Source organism: Psychrobacter piscatorii, assembly GCF_001444505.1.
Lineage (GTDB): Bacteria > Pseudomonadota > Gammaproteobacteria > Pseudomonadales > Moraxellaceae > Psychrobacter > Psychrobacter piscatorii_B.
Map to the genome: position 1 here is coordinate 25,303 of NZ_LNDJ01000013.1, position 17,553 is coordinate 42,855.

The 17,553-nt window shown below is 44.2% G+C and carries 25 protein-coding genes and 1 tRNA gene; 17 read left to right on the forward strand and 9 right to left on the reverse strand.

Annotated features, from left to right (window positions below):
- Positions 1 to 69: 69 nt before the first annotated feature.
- Together AS194_RS01240 and AS194_RS01245 are read left to right on the forward strand one after the other, a co-directional pair.
- Positions 70 to 154 (forward strand) — tRNA-Leu (locus AS194_RS01240).
- Between the two features lie 208 nt (positions 155 to 362).
- Positions 363 to 731 carry a hypothetical protein gene (locus AS194_RS01245; RefSeq protein ID WP_058023676.1) on the forward strand — a complete coding sequence of 123 codons (369 nt, stop codon included), beginning with the start codon at positions 363 to 365 and terminating at the stop codon, positions 729 to 731.
- A 42-nt stretch (positions 732 to 773) separates the two neighbouring features.
- Here the strand turns inward: AS194_RS01245 and AS194_RS01250 are convergent, their stop codons facing one another.
- The 9 genes from AS194_RS01250 to AS194_RS01290 form a co-directional block, all read right to left on the reverse strand.
- A complete protein-coding gene (locus tag AS194_RS01250) occupies positions 774 to 1,913 on the reverse strand; it encodes a tyrosine-type recombinase/integrase (protein ID WP_083499558.1) in 1,140 nt (379 codons plus the stop codon).
- 359 nt (positions 1,914 to 2,272) lie between these two features.
- Positions 2,273 to 2,473: a TraR/DksA family transcriptional regulator gene (locus tag AS194_RS13425; RefSeq protein WP_083499559.1), complete on the reverse strand. Its 201-nt coding sequence runs from the start codon at positions 2,471 to 2,473 to the stop codon at positions 2,273 to 2,275.
- Between the two features lie 3 nt (positions 2,474 to 2,476).
- Entirely contained in the window at positions 2,477 to 2,695 is a 219-nt protein-coding gene (locus AS194_RS01260) for a hypothetical protein (protein WP_058023679.1), read from the reverse strand.
- Complete coding sequence (locus AS194_RS01265) at positions 2,679 to 2,891, reverse strand: hypothetical protein (RefSeq protein ID WP_058023680.1); 213 nt, start codon at positions 2,889 to 2,891, stop codon at positions 2,679 to 2,681. The genes AS194_RS01260 and AS194_RS01265 overlap by 17 nt, the downstream gene beginning before the upstream one ends.
- Complete coding sequence (locus AS194_RS01270) at positions 2,888 to 3,415, reverse strand: hypothetical protein (RefSeq protein ID WP_058023681.1); 528 nt, start codon at positions 3,413 to 3,415, stop codon at positions 2,888 to 2,890. The genes AS194_RS01265 and AS194_RS01270 overlap by 4 nt, the downstream gene beginning before the upstream one ends.
- Positions 3,415 to 3,777, reverse strand: a complete 363-nt coding sequence (locus tag AS194_RS01275) for a hypothetical protein (RefSeq protein ID WP_058023682.1) — start codon at positions 3,775 to 3,777, stop codon at positions 3,415 to 3,417. The genes AS194_RS01270 and AS194_RS01275 overlap by 1 nt, the downstream gene beginning before the upstream one ends.
- Entirely contained in the window at positions 3,770 to 4,651 is an 882-nt protein-coding gene (locus tag AS194_RS01280; RefSeq protein ID WP_058023683.1) for a hypothetical protein, read from the reverse strand. Before AS194_RS01280 ends, AS194_RS01275 begins: the two co-directional genes overlap by 8 nt.
- Positions 4,648 to 4,872, reverse strand: a complete 225-nt coding sequence (locus AS194_RS01285; RefSeq protein ID WP_058023684.1) for a hypothetical protein — start codon at positions 4,870 to 4,872, stop codon at positions 4,648 to 4,650. Before AS194_RS01285 ends, AS194_RS01280 begins: the two co-directional genes overlap by 4 nt.
- Before the next feature lie 159 nt (positions 4,873 to 5,031).
- A complete protein-coding gene (locus tag AS194_RS01290) occupies positions 5,032 to 5,778 on the reverse strand; it encodes an XRE family transcriptional regulator (protein WP_058023685.1) in 747 nt (248 codons plus the stop codon).
- A gap of 126 nt (positions 5,779 to 5,904) precedes the next feature.
- Here AS194_RS01290 and AS194_RS01295 point away from each other — a divergent pair, with 126 nt between their 5' ends.
- The 15 genes from AS194_RS01295 to AS194_RS01370 all read left to right on the forward strand — a co-directional run bounded on the left by AS194_RS01295 (position 5,905) and on the right by AS194_RS01370 (position 17,551).
- Positions 5,905 to 6,177, forward strand: coding sequence for a transcriptional regulator (locus tag AS194_RS01295; RefSeq protein ID WP_058023686.1), 273 nt, complete (start codon positions 5,905 to 5,907; stop codon positions 6,175 to 6,177).
- Positions 6,178 to 6,218: 41 nt separating this feature from the next.
- A complete protein-coding gene (locus AS194_RS01300) occupies positions 6,219 to 6,716 on the forward strand; it encodes a phage regulatory CII family protein (RefSeq protein ID WP_058023687.1) in 498 nt (165 codons plus the stop codon).
- Positions 6,709 to 8,724: a primase-helicase family protein gene (locus AS194_RS01305; protein ID WP_058023688.1), complete on the forward strand. Its 2,016-nt coding sequence runs from the start codon at positions 6,709 to 6,711 to the stop codon at positions 8,722 to 8,724. Before AS194_RS01300 ends, AS194_RS01305 begins: the two co-directional genes overlap by 8 nt.
- Before the next feature lie 260 nt (positions 8,725 to 8,984).
- Positions 8,985 to 9,389 carry a hypothetical protein gene (locus AS194_RS01315; RefSeq protein ID WP_058023690.1) on the forward strand — a complete coding sequence of 135 codons (405 nt, stop codon included), beginning with the start codon at positions 8,985 to 8,987 and terminating at the stop codon, positions 9,387 to 9,389.
- A gap of 116 nt (positions 9,390 to 9,505) precedes the next feature.
- Complete coding sequence (locus tag AS194_RS01320; RefSeq protein ID WP_058023691.1) at positions 9,506 to 9,949, forward strand: HNH endonuclease; 444 nt, start codon at positions 9,506 to 9,508, stop codon at positions 9,947 to 9,949.
- Between the two features lie 104 nt (positions 9,950 to 10,053).
- Positions 10,054 to 10,530 carry a phage terminase small subunit P27 family gene (locus tag AS194_RS01325; RefSeq protein WP_058023692.1) on the forward strand — a complete coding sequence of 159 codons (477 nt, stop codon included), beginning with the start codon at positions 10,054 to 10,056 and terminating at the stop codon, positions 10,528 to 10,530.
- 6 nt (positions 10,531 to 10,536) lie between these two features.
- Positions 10,537 to 12,282 carry a terminase large subunit gene (locus tag AS194_RS01330; RefSeq protein WP_058023693.1) on the forward strand — a complete coding sequence of 582 codons (1,746 nt, stop codon included), beginning with the start codon at positions 10,537 to 10,539 and terminating at the stop codon, positions 12,280 to 12,282.
- Position 12,283: 1 nt separating this feature from the next.
- Positions 12,284 to 13,519 (forward strand): phage portal protein, encoded by a 1,236-nt coding sequence (locus tag AS194_RS01335; RefSeq protein WP_058023694.1) that lies wholly within the window; start codon positions 12,284 to 12,286, stop codon positions 13,517 to 13,519.
- Positions 13,512 to 14,258 carry an HK97 family phage prohead protease gene (locus tag AS194_RS01340; protein WP_083499560.1) on the forward strand — a complete coding sequence of 249 codons (747 nt, stop codon included), beginning with the start codon at positions 13,512 to 13,514 and terminating at the stop codon, positions 14,256 to 14,258. The genes AS194_RS01335 and AS194_RS01340 overlap by 8 nt, the downstream gene beginning before the upstream one ends.
- Before the next feature lie 78 nt (positions 14,259 to 14,336).
- A complete protein-coding gene (locus AS194_RS01345) occupies positions 14,337 to 15,584 on the forward strand; it encodes a phage major capsid protein (protein ID WP_058023695.1) in 1,248 nt (415 codons plus the stop codon).
- Between the two features lie 94 nt (positions 15,585 to 15,678).
- Entirely contained in the window at positions 15,679 to 15,987 is a 309-nt protein-coding gene (locus tag AS194_RS01350) for a head-tail connector protein (protein ID WP_058023696.1), read from the forward strand.
- Position 15,988: 1 nt separating this feature from the next.
- The gene (locus AS194_RS01355) at positions 15,989 to 16,321 is read left to right on the forward strand and encodes a phage head closure protein (RefSeq protein ID WP_058023697.1); all 333 of its coding nucleotides are present in this window, start codon (positions 15,989 to 15,991) and stop codon (positions 16,319 to 16,321) included.
- Positions 16,314 to 16,730, forward strand: coding sequence for an HK97-gp10 family putative phage morphogenesis protein (locus tag AS194_RS01360; RefSeq protein ID WP_058023698.1), 417 nt, complete (start codon positions 16,314 to 16,316; stop codon positions 16,728 to 16,730). The genes AS194_RS01355 and AS194_RS01360 overlap by 8 nt, the downstream gene beginning before the upstream one ends.
- Positions 16,731 to 16,747: 17 nt before the next feature.
- The gene (locus tag AS194_RS01365) at positions 16,748 to 17,107 is read left to right on the forward strand and encodes a tail completion protein gp17 (RefSeq protein WP_058023699.1); all 360 of its coding nucleotides are present in this window, start codon (positions 16,748 to 16,750) and stop codon (positions 17,105 to 17,107) included.
- A 21-nt stretch (positions 17,108 to 17,128) separates the two neighbouring features.
- Positions 17,129 to 17,551, forward strand: a complete 423-nt coding sequence (locus AS194_RS01370; protein ID WP_058023700.1) for a hypothetical protein — start codon at positions 17,129 to 17,131, stop codon at positions 17,549 to 17,551.
- Positions 17,552 to 17,553: the final 2 nt, after the last annotated feature.

Here is a 17,553-nt window from a genome sequence, read left to right on the forward strand (position 1 = left end):
TACCGAATCAGTTAACTGTCTAGATAGCGTTTGAACTTAATCGCTTTTGATGATAGAGTAACGAAAAATGGGGCTGTGGCGGAATTGGTAGACGCACCAGATTTAGGTTCTGGCGCCGCAAGGTGTGAGAGTTCGAGTCTCTCCAGCCCCACCATTTTCGGATAGTGAATAAATTGTCTCAAACCTATACTAAACCTGCCTTCGGGCAGGTTTTTTTATTGCCTAAAATTTGATAAGTAAACAAGATAATCGTCTTTGTCGCATTTTTGGCGCAGTTTCTGCTTTCACTTCACCAACTTACTTGCAACTACATACAAATACCTCGATAATGATTTATATTAAAACTAACAGAGGGACAGATAATGGCTATAGTTGTAGGCCGTTTAATAGCTGAAGATTGTGGTATGGGTGTCAGTACTACAAGTCAAAGCAATTTGCAAATTGGTAGTTTAGAAACTACAAGGTGCGGTATAGGAATGCATATACGCGATGATATAGACAATGCTGATTTAAAGCATTTACTTAATCAAATTAAAGATTTAGAAGCTAACAGTAAAAGCGAGCGTGATTCCACGAAAGAAGCAATTGCTCTTATCAATGCACAGATAGATGCACCTTCTCCTATTAAAGAGTTTTGGGCGTCACTTAGAAACATCGCCGAGGGAGCAGCAGGCTCTATGCTTTATACAACTATTTGTGCATTTGCTGAGCCTTTCGTAAAAACTATGTAACTGCTGTTGGTTCATTCTGTTATATCGATAACCAAATCCAAATCAACCACCATAATCAAGCTTCATCATCTCAGCTTGCATACGCTCTGTATTGATCCACTTCGCATAGATTTTGGTAAACGTGATGATATCATGGCCCATCTGATACGCCGCTGCAGAAACATCGATCATGCTGTTGAGCATTGTCGTTGCATAAGTATGACGGCAATTATAAGCCGGTCGCGCTCTTACACCGATCACTGGTAGCACTTCTTGAAACTTTTCGGACAACTTATCTGGCCGTGTCCATGGCTCATCGGTGTGCAAACTGATAAACAGACGTGACTGGTGGCCAGTGAGCGCCTTGAGTCTATCCAGTACGACCAAAATTTTGTCATTTAGATAGATATTGCGAATCTCATTGGTCTTAGTTGATAGCTGCACTTTGCCGCTGCTTAATGTCTTACTTATTTTTGCCAGTCGATTGGTTATATCTATGTCAGCCCAGTCTATGGCTAGGGACTCACCAGGGCGGCAACCAGTCCAAAACTGCCATACAAAGTATAAATACCAAATCTCTTTATCACCTGTCCAATGGCTTTGCATATAGTTAAGTATGGCCAAACGCTCATTAGGTAAAAAAGGATCTGGCTCATCCTTTTGAGTCTTTTTATTACGTATACGCTTAGTGGGCAACTCTTCAATAATCTCATCAATAAAGGCTAAATCAAACACGCCGCGTAGTGGCGTGAGTGCGTCATTAGCAGTTTTGGTGCTACTAAAGTCATTCTGTGCAATCGCAGCGCGCACCATGGCCGGTGTTATATCTGCAATTGCCATAGACGCAAAAAAAGGCATCCACTTATTTTTGAGGATGCCTTTATATTTACGTCTAGTACCTGTATTACCGCTATCTAAGCTATCAAGATAAAGCTGCGCATAGTCTGCAAAAAGCGGTCTATCATCTGCTGCTGTCTCGTCGGTAATATTACAAGCCAATTCAATATCTGTTACCGTCAGATCCTCCCACTTTCTACGAGCCATTAAACTAGCTCGTAGTTTTCCCGCTTGGGCAATGTTTTTCGGCGTCGCCGTGTACGGGAGGACGAAGTACCTGCGCCCTTCTCCTTTGATTGGGATATTAATTTCGACGCTGTCGTTTCGTACTCTAACGCCTTTTGGATACCCTGCTGGTCCAACCATTCATTCCACCCATTTAGACTAAAGTAAATCTTATTATCAACCCTTTTCCACACCTTGCCTTGTGGCCATTTATCTTTTGCCATGTATAAGCGTTCGTGTGGTAGACCAATAAGTTTACCAAATTGAGGGAGCGTTACCCAGTCTAAAGGAACATTTGATTTGATAATTTCAATAACGTCCATTTTAATCGAACCCCTTTTTTTTAAAAGACCAACTCCAATAAACTATCGACACAAACCAGGTAATGCCGCCGAAGTGGATTAAAAGAATATCGCCATCTGCCCATATTTTTAATAAAACCATACTAGCCATCAACAATACAAAGTACAGAAGTCCAGCAAACAAACCTGTTGTGCTCATCATCGCCCCCTTCTCTCTAATACACTCTGACAATCTACACAGCGTTTTACACCGCCCACTGATTGTCGTTTAGCCGGTATATCTTCGCCACATTCCATGCACTCAGCTAGTGACGGCCCATCAAATTTAGGCGCTCTACTCAAGCAATGAGACATTGTTAAATCAACATAGTCGTTTGCGCGATCTGCATCATCAGCCATAAATTACCCCATTTTCTCAACAGTCGCATTGATAGTCGTGTAGGTTGACCCAGTGCGATATTCAATCTTATTGCCACGGTCAGCCAAGCGACATGCTCGGCCCACCAAATGACGCCCTTCCGCACATGCGCTGACTATTTCCCAACTGCGCATGTTCACGTCTAACCATCTCAAGCCATAATTGTTTGGCGCAAACGTGATTCGTTTAATCTGCTTTGACATTTGCCGCCTCACTCTCTTCAATCTGTTTGCCGACCCAAGCGTGGATCTCTTTTAAGCGTTCCAGTTCAAACTTTTTGACGATGTAATAATCATCACGCTTTGGATCGCGTTGATTTTGACGTTGCAACTTGATAAAAAACTGACCATCTTTGACAAATAGATGCGCTCGACGGCTAAGCGATAATGTTTTACTCATCGTTTCAACTCCCGTAATACCAAGCCTTTAATCGTACCAGCTGCATACAAATGACCATGTTTGCCGTCTATATCTAATACATGATGATTTGTCGTGCCATAGTGTGATTTGACGCATGATAGATATGCATCGTGATGACCCAGCGCCGTGCGCGGCTCTTCATTGGATCTAATAAAGCGCTTGTACACGGTGGTATGACAACTGAGCAATACGCTAAGACTTGGCTTTACGCTATCTTCTTGCCACACCCAAAGCGGTTGCTGAAGACGACGTTTGATAGCAGACGCTGTATAGTGGTGACGGTCTAGCAAGATCACATCTAAGTGCTTGTATTTATCAAGTATGTAGTCGCCTTCAAATTCGACAGCTTCAATACCCCTACGAACATTGATCACTTCGGTACTGATTGCTTGAGCATTCAGGCACATAGCGACACGTTGACACGCAGTTGTCACGCCGATATGTGCTGCGCCATTGATATTGACTAATAAAGGATGTTTTTTTGCTGATTGAGTCAATGACATTACGCCACCTCGCTGTCGTTGGCATCAGTGTTCGCAGCCACGACTGGTACTGGGCGTGGCTCAAAGTTGATGTTGTTGATGATGCCGACATTGAGCGCAGCGTTTAACTTTAGCAATTCAGTCCAAACCAGCGGGTTAATGCGACATATGCGGTTGGTTACTTGTGTCACGATCAAGCTGATGTTGCGATTGATAGCGACCAAATCGGTTTGGTTACGCTCATAGTCATACTTGGCTTGATGCTCTGACCATGTGCTAATAGCGTCAGTTAGCGCTTGACGGCTTACGCTATTGCTCAATTGCGCTTTAGATTGGATAAGCGCAAGCTGTGCAGTGACATTGAAGGATTGAATTTTACGCATAGCAAGCCTCCAACGCCGCACGAAATGCTGGTAGTTCGGCTTCGGTTATTGTCCGCAAAGTTGCAAATGCTTCGCTCTCAGTGTTCCATCCCGCATCTGCCATTGGCCCACCCTCCCTAATGAGCAATAAGTCCGCAACATTAATTTGGTCAGGTCCGCGCATTAAAATCGCGTAAGCACCCAATGGCTCGTAAATCAAAATATCCCATGCTATTAACTTATCCCCGCCAATCGCATAGTCATCCTCACTAAAGCGATCCATGCTATGCATACGCTGGATTAAGACATCAGATAGGTTTTTGATAAAGATAAGCTGCATGTCAGCTTGAGTGATTTGAGGTACTATAGCGCTAAGACAGTTTGAGTTGTGTGAGTAATCGCGTCCCAGTTCATCAATGATGATGTCACTGGCTTCCATGCCTTGTATTTCAGGCACAGTCTCGCTTAGATAATCGACATCGTTGACAGTTTCACGATCAATCTGTATAGGCAAAAAATCACTAGTATCGAATGCGCCATCTATTAGCTCAATCTCATGCTGGTCAAAACAGTTACTTCTCCAAACGCCTTTATGGAAGTAGACGTGTGACGATGGTAAGTTATGTCTAAATGCCCGACCGTCAGAATTTAATGCTGCTGACTTCCACTTCTCATCCTGCCCTTCAAACACCCACTGGCCTAACTGTAAAAGCTCAGACTCAGGTGCATCATTAGCGGCTTCAGCTTGCATAGCAGCAAGCAACCCATCAGCATGACTTTCCTTTTTAGCCAACAGGCCACGCGCTACTTCGTCCAATTTACCTTTTAGCGCTGCTATTTCAGCTTTGGTTTCGTCATCAAAACCGATTTCAAAGCGTGTGATTAGCTTGCTCATGCAGCACCTCCCCAAGACAAAACGACAATCAATAAAACGCAAAAAACCATAAGCAAACGCATAGTTTTATGCGCTTGCTTATGGTTAATCTGTGTGCGAGTGATTATCTGCTCAGCAGCTTGTAGCTGTTGATTGCGCTCGGACAAGATGGTTTGTAGGCGCTCAATTTCTTGTTGAGCGCGAGTCGGTGGGACAGATCCGTTGGTTTGATATTGAGACATGACGTTATACCCGTTTTGTTGATTACGGGTACATAATTACATTTGTAATTCGTTCTGTCAATTACTTTTGTAACTTTTAATAGAAATAAGTATTTTTTATAATTACAATCTACCTATTCTTATCTGATGTTTTTCTGTAAATCTTTGTAGATGGGCAGCTCAATGCTTAGTAAAGGTATGTCTTACTCGTGCCTCTAGCTTAAACTCATAGAATTTATCTTTATCAATGATCTGGTCTGGATATCTACTCTTATCAGTATTGTCAGAAACCAAGGTTACTGTACCGTCTAGGTTTTTGAATGCTCTCTTACATATTGACTCACCGTCAGCATTGAAGACATAAATTTTATTGCTGATGAAATTATCATATTCACTTTCGTTGGTATTGACTAACATGAGTGTGCCATGAGGTATTGTGTAGCCCATGCTGTCACCGCACGCATGCATTAATAGCAACCCTTTGCCGTCAATTGGTAGATCATTCTCCCGCAAAAACTCAACTGTAAATGCAATCATCCCTTTCTGTTCAGGGTGTTCTAGATTGACGTAGCCGCCGCCGCAACTAGCCTTTAAGTCCCTATAAGGTACGTTGACTAGCTTATAATCAGTCTTACCACCAATCACAACGTACTCAGGTTGTTCGACTTGAGCATCCTCAATCTCTTGTATTTTATCGTTATATTTATTACCCGAACCTGACATCAACCATGACAAGTTAACACCCAGAGCTTTCGCTAATGCTTCAGTGTAGCTACTACTTTTACCGTTACGCCGCTCTAAATTACCTATCACTGATGGATCAGCTCCTATCAACTCACCCAATTGAGCTTGAGTAAGCTTTTTTTCTTGTCGCACAAACTTCACACGCTTAGCCAGCGTATCTAATTTCTCTAGTCCCGTTTCCATATATACCTCCTACAATTTAGAACATAGTAATTACAAATGAAATGATGTGCTACTTACAAAAGTAATTGACAATACGACTTACAAATGTAATTATGTCGCTAACTTATAAAGACAAAGGTAATTTTTATGACAGCCATCGATCTTAAACCACCGACACTAATAGCTTTAGAAAAAGCAATCAAACGTGCAGGTGGACAAGCAGAGTTATCAGTAAAAATTGGTCTTGAACGCACATCATCAAATGTAGGTGTCATGGTATCTAGGGATAAAAAGGCATCTGCTAAGTATGTGGCAAAGATTAGTTTGGCAACTGGCGTTCCATGCCACGAACTACGCCCAGATATATTTCCAACTCCAGAACCTGCTAACGATCCAAGTAATCAACAAGAACTAGCATAGCAACACTGCTGAAATAATCACACGACAATAGCGAGATTAATATGTCGAAGAAAAAATATACAGCAGCTGAGCGTGCTGAAAACTGCGTAATAGATCTCGAAGCAGCAGTCTATCAAGCTGCGATGAAGCCACGCGGCACACTTGGCGGTATCTGTGAGACATTTGGTCTGACTTACAACACAGCAGTTTTGCAGGTTAATCCAAAACGCACGTGTCACACACTATCACCCATGCTGATCGAACAAGTCCTTAGTGCGACTCAGTCACCGCTAATCATGGATGCTATCTGCTGCGCACACGGCAATGCGGCGTGGTTTTTGCTGCCCAGTGATGCTGACCAAAGCGATGAAATGACCGATATTGCCTTGCTCGGTCAAAAATTTGCAGACTTGAACAGTACGTCTCTTGATGCTTATGCAGACAAGATCATTGAGCCTGATGAATTTGCTGAAATCCAACGTGACGCTCAGGCTTTGCAGCGTCAGATACAAACGATAGTAGAAAAAGCAAGACGTAACATGGAGAGAAATAATGGCTAAGAAGAAAGCACTCACGCAACAACAGCGGGACGAACTTAGCCAGTTTTGGAACGAATGCCAAGTACTACCATCTGATCATATTTTATATGATCATCATAAATGGGAAGACGGTCGCTTGCGTATGGTTCCAGCCGGTCACACTGTACAAATCGGTCAGCGTAACATTGACCTTGACGGTTATGTTGTCATCCAACTGCACGACTCAACGGGTAATGTCAGTGATTTAGCTCATTTACCTGGTGATGACTATGCATTCGATCCTTTTGCTTCACCAGTCATCTACACCCCTACAGGTTATCCACGTGGGTTTGCTACATTTGGCGATAAGACGCCTAATGCACCTGTGATACTGTGTCGATCGATTGGCGAAGTGTTTGGCATCATGCAAGAAGCCAAGCACCCTGCATTGTATGTCGTTTATTTTGAGCGCAGCAATCTTAAGTATGCAATCGAAGCGTACAAAGGCCGTGCCATCGCTTTACCAGTACATGATGACTTTCGCGAATGGCTGGGCAAGTCCGAGTACAATGCAGACTGGGTTACTGAAATAAATACAACCGTTGACGCACTTGGCGCGCTTGGCTTTACTGATGGCTTTTACACTGAGCTAATCGGCGACCCTATCAATGCATGGCTTAAGAAAAAACAACCCCACGCCCCGCAAAATTTAGTGCAAAACAAACCTAAACATCAGACAAATATTTCAGAGGGTTTTGGTCGTTGGACATTTGATGCGTTGGTTGAGCACGTATACTTGGTCTACGGTACTGATACTGTATGGGACAACCTCAACGAAAAGCGTATGCGTATAGGCCATCTTAGACATGCCGTTGGTAACAATGAGATGTTTAAATTATGGCAAGAAGCCAGCGACCGTAAGACCGTCATGGACTTAGTGTTTGAGCCTTCAGGCAATCTACCGTCCAACACGATCAACTTATTCAAAGGTTTACCTGATCAGCCTTACTATGATGCGAGTCACTGCGAAAAGATACTGGCTCATATTCAGAGACTATGCGGATATAGAGAAGATGAGTATACATGGCTGCTACGTTGGCTTGCTTATCCATTGCAGAATCTAGGCGCAAAGATGGACACGGCTGTGGTTATGTACGGCAATGAAGGCCCTGGTAAGTCCATCTTATTTGAGAAAATTATGACTCGCATATATGGCGAAGGCGATAGCGGTCATCATCGCACGATTGGCCAACAGCAACTTGAGTCTCAATTTAATAGTTGGTTATCTAAAACCTTGTTTGCTCTATGTGAAGAAGTTGTAAGCCGTAGTGAGCGTAACCATTTTAAAGGCCAACTAAAGCATCTTGTAACAGGTAAAAAGTTGTTGATTAATGAGAAGATGCTACCAAGCCATGAAGAGTCAAACCATGCAAACTTTGTATTCCTCTCTAACTCAACAATACCACTTGAGCTAGATCTAGGCGACAGACGATACTTTGTTATAAGAGTTGATGACGTACCGCCACAAGGTTACTTTGATGAACTGTTTGATGAGATTAATAATCATGGTATTGCTGCGTTTTACCATTATCTGATGGCGATAGATATGGGTGAGTTTGACGCTCACAGCAAGCCACCGCTCAACCAAGACAAACAAAAGCTTATTGATGCAAGCTTACCCAGTCCTGTGCTTTTCTACAACGAGTGGGCAGCTGGTGATATCAGAGATGGTGAAACTAATATGCCCTATGGGTGCTGTATTAAATCACAGCTATTCAAAGCATATCGACGTTGGTGCAACGAGCGTAATGAGTTTGCCAAGCGTGACCGTGATTTCAATGCTGAGGTCGATAGGTATATGCATGATGGCCGCAAAGATATCTGCTTCCCTACCCCATCATCTAGGCGCAAAACAACTCGTCTCTGGATAACGAAAGAAGCGCAAATATTATTTGATAAAGGGGCTGACAATGCAGTCGAAGTCGTGCAGAATGAGGCAATCTCATTCAACCAAGCGCTTGGCCGCGCCGTTGATAAGGAAATCCGCTAATGTATCCGACAACACCGACAGCACGTCCGACAGCACGTCCGACAGCAACAAGCCCATACACAGCATACGCTCGACAGATCCGACAGCAACCGACCAATATTATACATGCAGGCGCACGTACACAAATAATATTGATGTCGGACATGTCGGATATGTCGGAAGTAATAGAAAAGCTATATAACTAAAGGGTTTAACTGTCCGACAGGATAACCGACAACAATAAGTAGTTGCTGTCGGATAATAAAATTAGAGGAATGACCATGAGAGAAGAATATTTAAGAGCAGCTGCGGAAGCTTATGCAAGCCTAAATGATATAGAGTCTGACTGTTATCATTATTTAAACGATGGCTTTGATTCAACCATCCAAGCAAGACTGACAGATACCTACTCAACCAAATTGTTGGATAAAGCCGCACCGAAAAAATATATTAATAAGATAGTCTGTACTGCATTAGCTGAGTGTCAGTATCCAATCAACGAAACGATTGGTTATGCTTGGAACGATAGCGAACGCGCAGCATTTTCCTCCATCCCAAAACAAACATGGTCACGACATCAGATGTCTGATTATATTAATTTTATACTAAATGATATAGCCCAAAACGCAGCAGCAGCAAGGGCTAAGATACAATTACAAGTGGTTGGCTATTCAGAGGCTACTTGAATAATGGGACAGATTCGCCTAGTATTTCTCATATTCGAAGTTCCTGCCTAATCAAAAAACAAACATCATAAGAAAGCCCATTGCCCCGCAGCGGGCTTTTTTATTGGACAATCTTTATGCCAATGATGCCAACGACACTTTGTAGCCATTCAGGTTGCAACGCGAGTGCTGGTGCTAACGGCGTTTGCAAGATGCACAAGCCAAAACCTAAGCATCAAAAAGCAAAGCAAATCAAGCAAGCAGAACCTGCCAAGCTCAAACGTATAGATAACAGACCATCATCTGCCCAGCGCGGATACGATACCAGGTGGCGTTCAGCGCGTGAATTATTTTTAGCTGACGAACCATTATGCAGAAATTGCATGTTGCAAAATATCATCAAAGGCGCTGATGTAGTCGATCACATCACACCCCATCGCGGCGACCAGGAACTATTTTGGGATCAGACAAACTGGCAGCCTCTCTGCTACTCATGTCACTCAATCAAAACAACGACAATCGATAATAAATTATCTGATTATGATGTCGCCCAGCTCAAGGCAGGGTGGGGTAAAAAGTAAACACGATTGCCCTCCACGACCACCGCCCCCAAGAGAATCTTCGCATGGTCAAAACTCTGTAGGGGGTATACCCCACCAAACAATAACTATTCTCAGGTGACACTATGTCTCGTCCACGTAAACCGACGCAGCTCAAAGTGTTGCAAGGTAGCCGTGTCCGTAGTGACCGTGAGGCTGCCAGCAATGCTGCACAACCCCAAATAGCCGTACCACCCTGCCCCGACTGGTTAGATGCCAAATCGCGCAAGCAGTGGGACAAAATTGCACCGCAGCTAGTCGCACTCGGATTGCTATCCGTTATCGATGGTGACTTGTTTGGTGCGTATGCCGAGACGTCAGCGCGTTATGGCGATGTATGCGCCAAGCTCGAAGATGTTGATACCTGGATTGGTACAACACCAAACGGGTTCAAAGTACAAACAGCTCTGGTCAGTATCCGCAACACATTACAAAAACAGCTTATATCATTGGGCCGCGAATTTGGTCTATCTCCTGCTGCACGCTCCAGTATCAAAGTCGATGTGACTCAAGGCAGTTTATTTGGCGACGATGAGTTTGGAGAGTTTAATAAACAAGGTTAAAACACTATGTCCGATGCTATTGCCTACGCTAATATCGCGACGCAATACGCAACAGATGTAGTCGATGGCACTATCGATGCGTGCATCTATGTGCGTCAAGCGTGCCAACGCCACCTGACCGATCTCAAACGCGCTGACAATGAATCAGGTTTTGAGTTCGAGTTTAACAGTCAGCTTGCTGCAAAGGCTTGCCGTTTTATAGAGCTACTACCTCACGTCAAAGGCGAACTCGCAAAAAAACGTGAACTAATATTACTTGAACCTTGGCAAATATTCATCGTCGCCAACTTATTTGGCTGGGTAGATTTTGACGGTAAACGCCGCTATCGCTATGCCTATGTTGAAGTACCGCGTAAAAATGCTAAGTCAACATTAGCTGCTGGCATTGGACTTTATCTTTGCTTTGCGGATGGGGAAATGGGGGCTGAAGTTTACTCAGCTGCAACTACTCGCGACCAAGCGCGTATTGTTTTTGAAGTTGCACAAGGCATGGTACGCAAACGCCCTGACATGCAAAAATCAATGGGTATAGAAGTAACGGCCCATGCTGTCAGCTCTATTGGTACTGACTCAGCATTTAAACCGCTTAGTCGTGACTATGGCGGCAACCTTGATGGCAAACATGTACATGGTGCTGTCATTGATGAGCTTCACGCGCACAAATCAAATGATACTTATGAAGTCATGGCTACGGGCATGGGCTCGCGTGAGCAGCCGCTTCTATTCGCTATCACTACAGCCGGTTTTATTTTAGACGGTGTTTGCTACGAGCAACGCACTTTGGTCGCCAAGGTTTTATCTGGGCTTGAATCACATGACCGTTACTTTGGCATTATCTATACGATAGACGATGCTGATGATTGGCGTGACCCTAAGAGTTGGCGCAAAGCAAACCCCAACTACGGTGTTTCGGTTTATAAAGCCGCGCTCGAAGCTGAATATCAACGCGCTGCTGTTAGTCCTGATGCTCAAGCTGACTTTTTAACCAAGCATTTATGCGTTTGGGTTGCTGCTCGCAGCGGTTGGCTCAACATGCAAGACTGGGACGATGCTACCGACAAAACATTGAAACCCGAACAGTTTAAAAACTACCCATGCTTTGGTGGTCTTGATCTGGCATCCAAAGTTGATTTGGCATCGCGCGTTAAATTATTTGTCAAAAAGATAGATGGCGAATCATATTATTACTTGTTTGCAAATTTTTATATCAACCGTGCACAGCTCGACAACCCTAACAATCCCAATCAAAAACGCTTTATTGAATGGGAACGCCAAGGCTGGCTAACTGTTACCGATGGCAATATTACAGACTTTGAGCGCATTGAGCGCGATATTGTTGATGATGCTGCAAATTACGATATGCAAGAAACAGGTTATGACCCTTTTAATGCCACATATTTAGCTATGCGTCTAAATGAGCAAGGTCTCAATATGGTCGAAGTGCCACAGCGCGTCGCTTATTTGAGCGAACCAATGAAACATATTGGTGCGCTGTTACCTGCAAAGCGTGTACTCAACGACGGTAATCCCATATTGCGTTGGTGTATGGGCAACGTCACTGTCAAAAAAGACGCCAATGACAATGTTTTCCCTCGTAAGGAATCAGACGCTAGCAAAATTGACGGCGCTGTTGCTTCAATCATCGCGACCAATCGCGCACAGTACTACGACGAAACAGGCGACTTGCCGAGCCAAGATTTTGAGACACAGCTTGGTGACTACTTAAACGACTTTGTAAGCTTCAGGGGATAACATGGCACTCATACAAACCGTCGCCGCATGGTTTGGTTACGCGCCGCGTGACCCCGTGGACGGCAATCAAAACGCTACTCGTACTGTCACTAAAACAGCAAAACCAGTCACCTTTGATACCGCAATGACCGTCACGGCGGTCTTTGCATCGATCAGATTGCTTGCTGAAACTATTGCTAGTATGCCTATTGATTTATATACCAAAGACAAAGATGGTTATTTAGACACCAAAGCTGATCATGACGTCATGAAACTGCTGAGATATAAACCCAATAAACGTCAAAACCGCATTGAGTTTATGGAACAACTGATGCTCAACTTGGTCAGTGATGGCAATGCATACGTCAGAATTACACGCGTAGGTGATAAGAACTCTCGTATTCTGAGTCTAGATATTATCAACTCATCGAATATGACGGTTATTTTGAAAGATGATGTTCTTACTTACCGCCACCAGGTCACATCAGCTTTCAGCCGTGATTTTAAAGAATCTGATATTTGGCATGTAAAGCTATTTGGCAACGGTATAAAAGGACTCTCACCGCTGCAACACGCTGCCAAAGCCGTCGCTGTGGCAGATGCCTCAGACGATAAAGTAACCTCACTCATGCGCAATGGAGCGAAGCCAACTGGTGCAATAATGACCAAAGGCAATCCCAATGAGGAGCAACGCAACACACTGCGAAAGGAATTAGGTGACTTAGTTAGCGGTGATGAAACTTTTATGCCGGTACTGCCACTCGATATGAAGTTTGAAGCCATTAGTTTAACGCCCAGCGACATTGAATTATTGGCCACACGCAGATTTAGCTTAGAAGAGATTGCGCGTATGTTCGGTGTACCTAGTATTTTAATTAATGACAGCACGCAATCTAGCAACTGGGGCAGCGGCATCTCAGCAATCATTGAAGCGTTTCACAAATTTAACTTGCGGCCCTACCTTGAGCGCCTTGAATTATCAATGCTGACAACACTGATTCCACGTAAAGACTGGGACAACTACCAGTTTGAAATTGATGCGGACGCTATTTTGCGATCAAGTCGCAAAGAACGTGTCGAGATGTATAACACTGAGATCACATCTGGACAGCGAACGCCCAACGAGGTACGCCGCGCTGAAGGATGGAAGCCACAAGAAGGTGGCGACGAACTCTATATGCAGCTGGGCTTTGCGCCTCTTAATGTTGTCGCTAAACAATCTTCACTAGACCAATCAAAGGATACCAGCAATGAATAAACACTCACTGCAAACGCTGCACTGTCGCGATGGTCGCAGTGAGCTACTGCACTCTGTCAGTACACGCCGCATTCCAGTCATCGATACTAAAATACGCTTTGCCGAACCTGATAAAGACGGCGCTGCTACTTATACATTTGAAGGCTATGCGGTTAAGTGGGATAGCATCAACTTGCATGGCGAGAAATTCGCCCGTGGTGCGTTCGCCGATATGATTAGCGCGTTCAACAATCGCGAAAAAACCGTGCATATGTATTACAACCACGGTTGGCGCAACATGTTTGACACCAACGCCGCTATGCGTGTTGGTCGATGGGTAGAGTTTGAAGAGGATGATATCGGCTTACGTGTCAAAGGCGAACTCACTCAAGGTTTACCGCTGGCCACTGCTGTTGCTGCAATGATGCGTCACCTCACGGTTGATGGCTTATCCATTTGTTTTTATAACCCAACTGAAATGGATTATGAAGAGCAAGACGGTCATATTCTGATCAAACGCGCAGATTTATTTGAAATCAGTGTCGTTGATGAGCCAAGTGACCGCAGTGCTCGCATCAACCGCCAAGCAGAAACCATTAACAACTTAGCTGATGAACGCGATGCCTGCGATATGCTGACCAAGCTAGGGCTTGATCAAGCCGATGCGCGCCACTTTATATCCAAACTCGACAGTATCATGGGCACCAGCGCTGGTGATATTACTGAAGTTAAAGATCCTTTTGCGTTTTTAGACAAATAAACCATCTCTTTTAACACCAATCAAACCCTAAACAATGCTACCAATCGGTAGCTATTTTTTTGCCTAAAGGAAAATATTATGCGTGATTTTAAAACTGCTGCAATCGCTGGTGCTATGTCTGGCATGGGTGTTATGACCCGTGACGCTGGTGGCACGTCTAAAGATGAATATGAAAAGCTCGCTGGTCAGCTTAAAGCCCGCTTGGCCACACTCGACAATCTTATCGAAGAGAAGCAAAAGCTACTTTCTGAAAACAAAGATGACAAAGAAACTCGCGATGCTATTACTGAGCTACAAAAAAGTGCTGAGAGCGTCACCGAGCTATCAGCCCGCTTTGAAGAGTTTGAACAAAAGATGGTACGCGGCGTACAAGACGGTGACCTTGATGCCAATAGCATCGGCGGCCTACTCTCTCGCAATGAAGGCTTATCGCAAGAGATCAAAGCAATCAAGCAGTCTCGCGGTAAAGTGCAAATTGATGGCGTCTCAACCCGTAACACAGTAATGCTAGGTAGTATCAATACCGCAGGTGATATCAACGATTCAAAAATGGTCGGAGCTACTGAAAACCCGCTGACCATCGTTAATATGATTAATTGGATACCAACTACTGTACCTCTTATCCCTTATGTCCGCGAAAGCGCTGTTGATTTTATGGCAGATATCGTCGCTGAGGGCGAACTAAAGCCTGAATCAACGCTTGAGTTTGGTCCTGATTCATTAGAAATTGATGTTATCGCGCACTGGATACGTGTCAGTAACCAGGTGCTAGCCGACGCTCCTGCACTGGCTGCGTATATCGAAGGTCGTATGTCTTACGGCTTGCGCTTAAAACTTGAATACTTGGTCATCAACGGTGATACCAAAAGCTTTAAAGGCTTGATGAAAGCTGGTAATAGCTTGACTATTGTCGCCAATGACAACGCTATCGACACTATCAGTACTGCTAAAGCAAAAGCCTACGCTAACTTTTTGCCACCTGAGACCGTCATTCTAAATCCGCAAGACTGGGCAGCCATCGAGCAGGTTAAGGGCGACGACGGTCATTATATCTTTGGTTCGCCAGGCTCTGCGGTACAGCCGATCCTATGGGGGCTCAAAGTTATGCAGTCACCAGCTATGCCAGTCGGAAAATTTTGGTCAGGAAATATCACAATGGCAACTGAAGGCTATATTCGCCAAGACGCCACCGTTGAATTATCTACTGAGGATGGCGACAACTTCCGCAAAAACTTGGTAACTATCCGCGCTGAGATGCGTGCTGCTTTTGGTGTTGTCATGCCTGATGCCGCTGTGACAGGCGACCTAGTTAACGTCGGACCATAAGGTTAGATAATTATTATTTGAAACGCTTCTCCTAGCTGCTGGTAGCACGTCTGCCAGCGGTATTTTTTACCCTAACTCAATATAGGCATCATCTATGATCACTGCATCTATCACGCTTGAACAAGCCAAATCGCACCTGCGTGTCACACATGAGATAGATGATACGTATATTGCGGGGCTTATCCCTACATCATTTCAATTGATTGCAGATGAGCTAGATCGTGAGCTAACAGACGATATCTGCTTAACACCATCTGGCCAATTGTCAGAATCATTAAGACACGCGGCTCTACTTGTCATCGGTGATTTGTACCAAAACCGTGAAGCGCAGCAAACTGAGCAGCTGCATATGAACCACGCGCTCGACAGGCTGCTGAATAAATATCGCAAGATGGGAGTATGACATGGTAAAGATCAGTCGAGGCAAACTAAATACACCCATCGGCATATTAAGAGCGACTACGACTCAAGATGACTACGGCGCTGTAATATCCACCTTCGCTCAAGTCTCTCAAACATTTTGCGAGTGGCTACCCTTATCTGCAAATGCTGTTATTCAGGCACACACAGAGGGTATGACGATCACTGCCAAATTACATGTGGATTTGCAGACAGATATTAACCAGACAGACCAAATAAAAAATCTTAATGATGGCCAGATTTACGAGCTAATCACGGTAATGCCCGTCCCTACTGACAACAAGAAAATCATTATATGTAAGGTATCTCATGTCTAACGATTTAATGAACGTTGAGTTTGAAGTACGTGGGTTAAACGAGTTAGACGATGCTTTGGCAGAATTAACTCTGTCCGCGCAGAAAAAAACGCTCGAAGGCGCTTTGATGAAAGCCGCGCTGCCCATCATGAAGGACGCAAAAAAACGCGCACCCAAAGATGAAGGCGATCTTAAAAAAGCGATTGGACGGCAACGTATTAAAAAAGCCGATATGCCATCGGTTGCTGTGCTTGTCAAAAAGAGCCGTAAAAACCCTTACCCATTCTATTGGTACTTTAAAGAGCACGGAACTAGCAAAATGGTAGCAACTCCTTACTTACGACCAGCATTTGAACAGAATGTTGAGCTTGCTATACAGCTATTTAGCGAAGAGCTAGCCAAACGCATCGATAAACTGACTCAAGACTAATGATATGAGCGATAAACATGGACGCATCCAAACTCATCAGATCAGTGCTAAACCCTTTGGTCGACGGCCGCGTTTACCCATTAAAAGTTCCAGAAGCCGCCGCCGAGACAGTAAAGGGCAAGCCTTACATTGTTTATACACCAATAACTTCTATCGATGTTACTACCAACGAGGGGCACACTGGACACGAGCGTGTGCCTATCCAAATCGACGTGTACGCACCTACTTATGGTGAAGCCGACGACACTATGAAGCTCGCACTAAAGAAAATAAGCGATGAGATAGAAGGCGCGGCTTTTGGTGGCCGTGGCCCATTCCCTGACCCCGACCTGTACCGACAGACTGCTGATATCCGCATCTGGGGCACTATTTTTTAATCAATCACAAGGACCACCGTTATGGCTAAAGAAAACATCGTTGATAGTTTTTACCGATTAAACATGGATTTGACAGGTGATGGCACCGCATTTACCAAAATTCCACTTTTGCTAGAATGCGCACCTCCAACATCTGAGAAAACCAGCGATACAATCACCGCGACAGATGATCAAGAAGAAGTTACTGTCGTTGTAGACTTTAAGAAAAACTCACAGATTGACTTTGAAATCGTCTATGACCCTACTGACCCCACTCACCAAAAGCTTGATGAAATGTGGGAAGACAACAGTTATGCAGCTTTTGAGTACGAGTTTGTCAAGCTTAACCGTACAAAGAACTTTACTGCACAACTTATGAAGTGGGAAGAGGTTACTAATAAAGAGCAAAAATTGCGTATGAAAGGCTCATTAACCGTCTCAAATATCACCACTACTACTGTATAAAC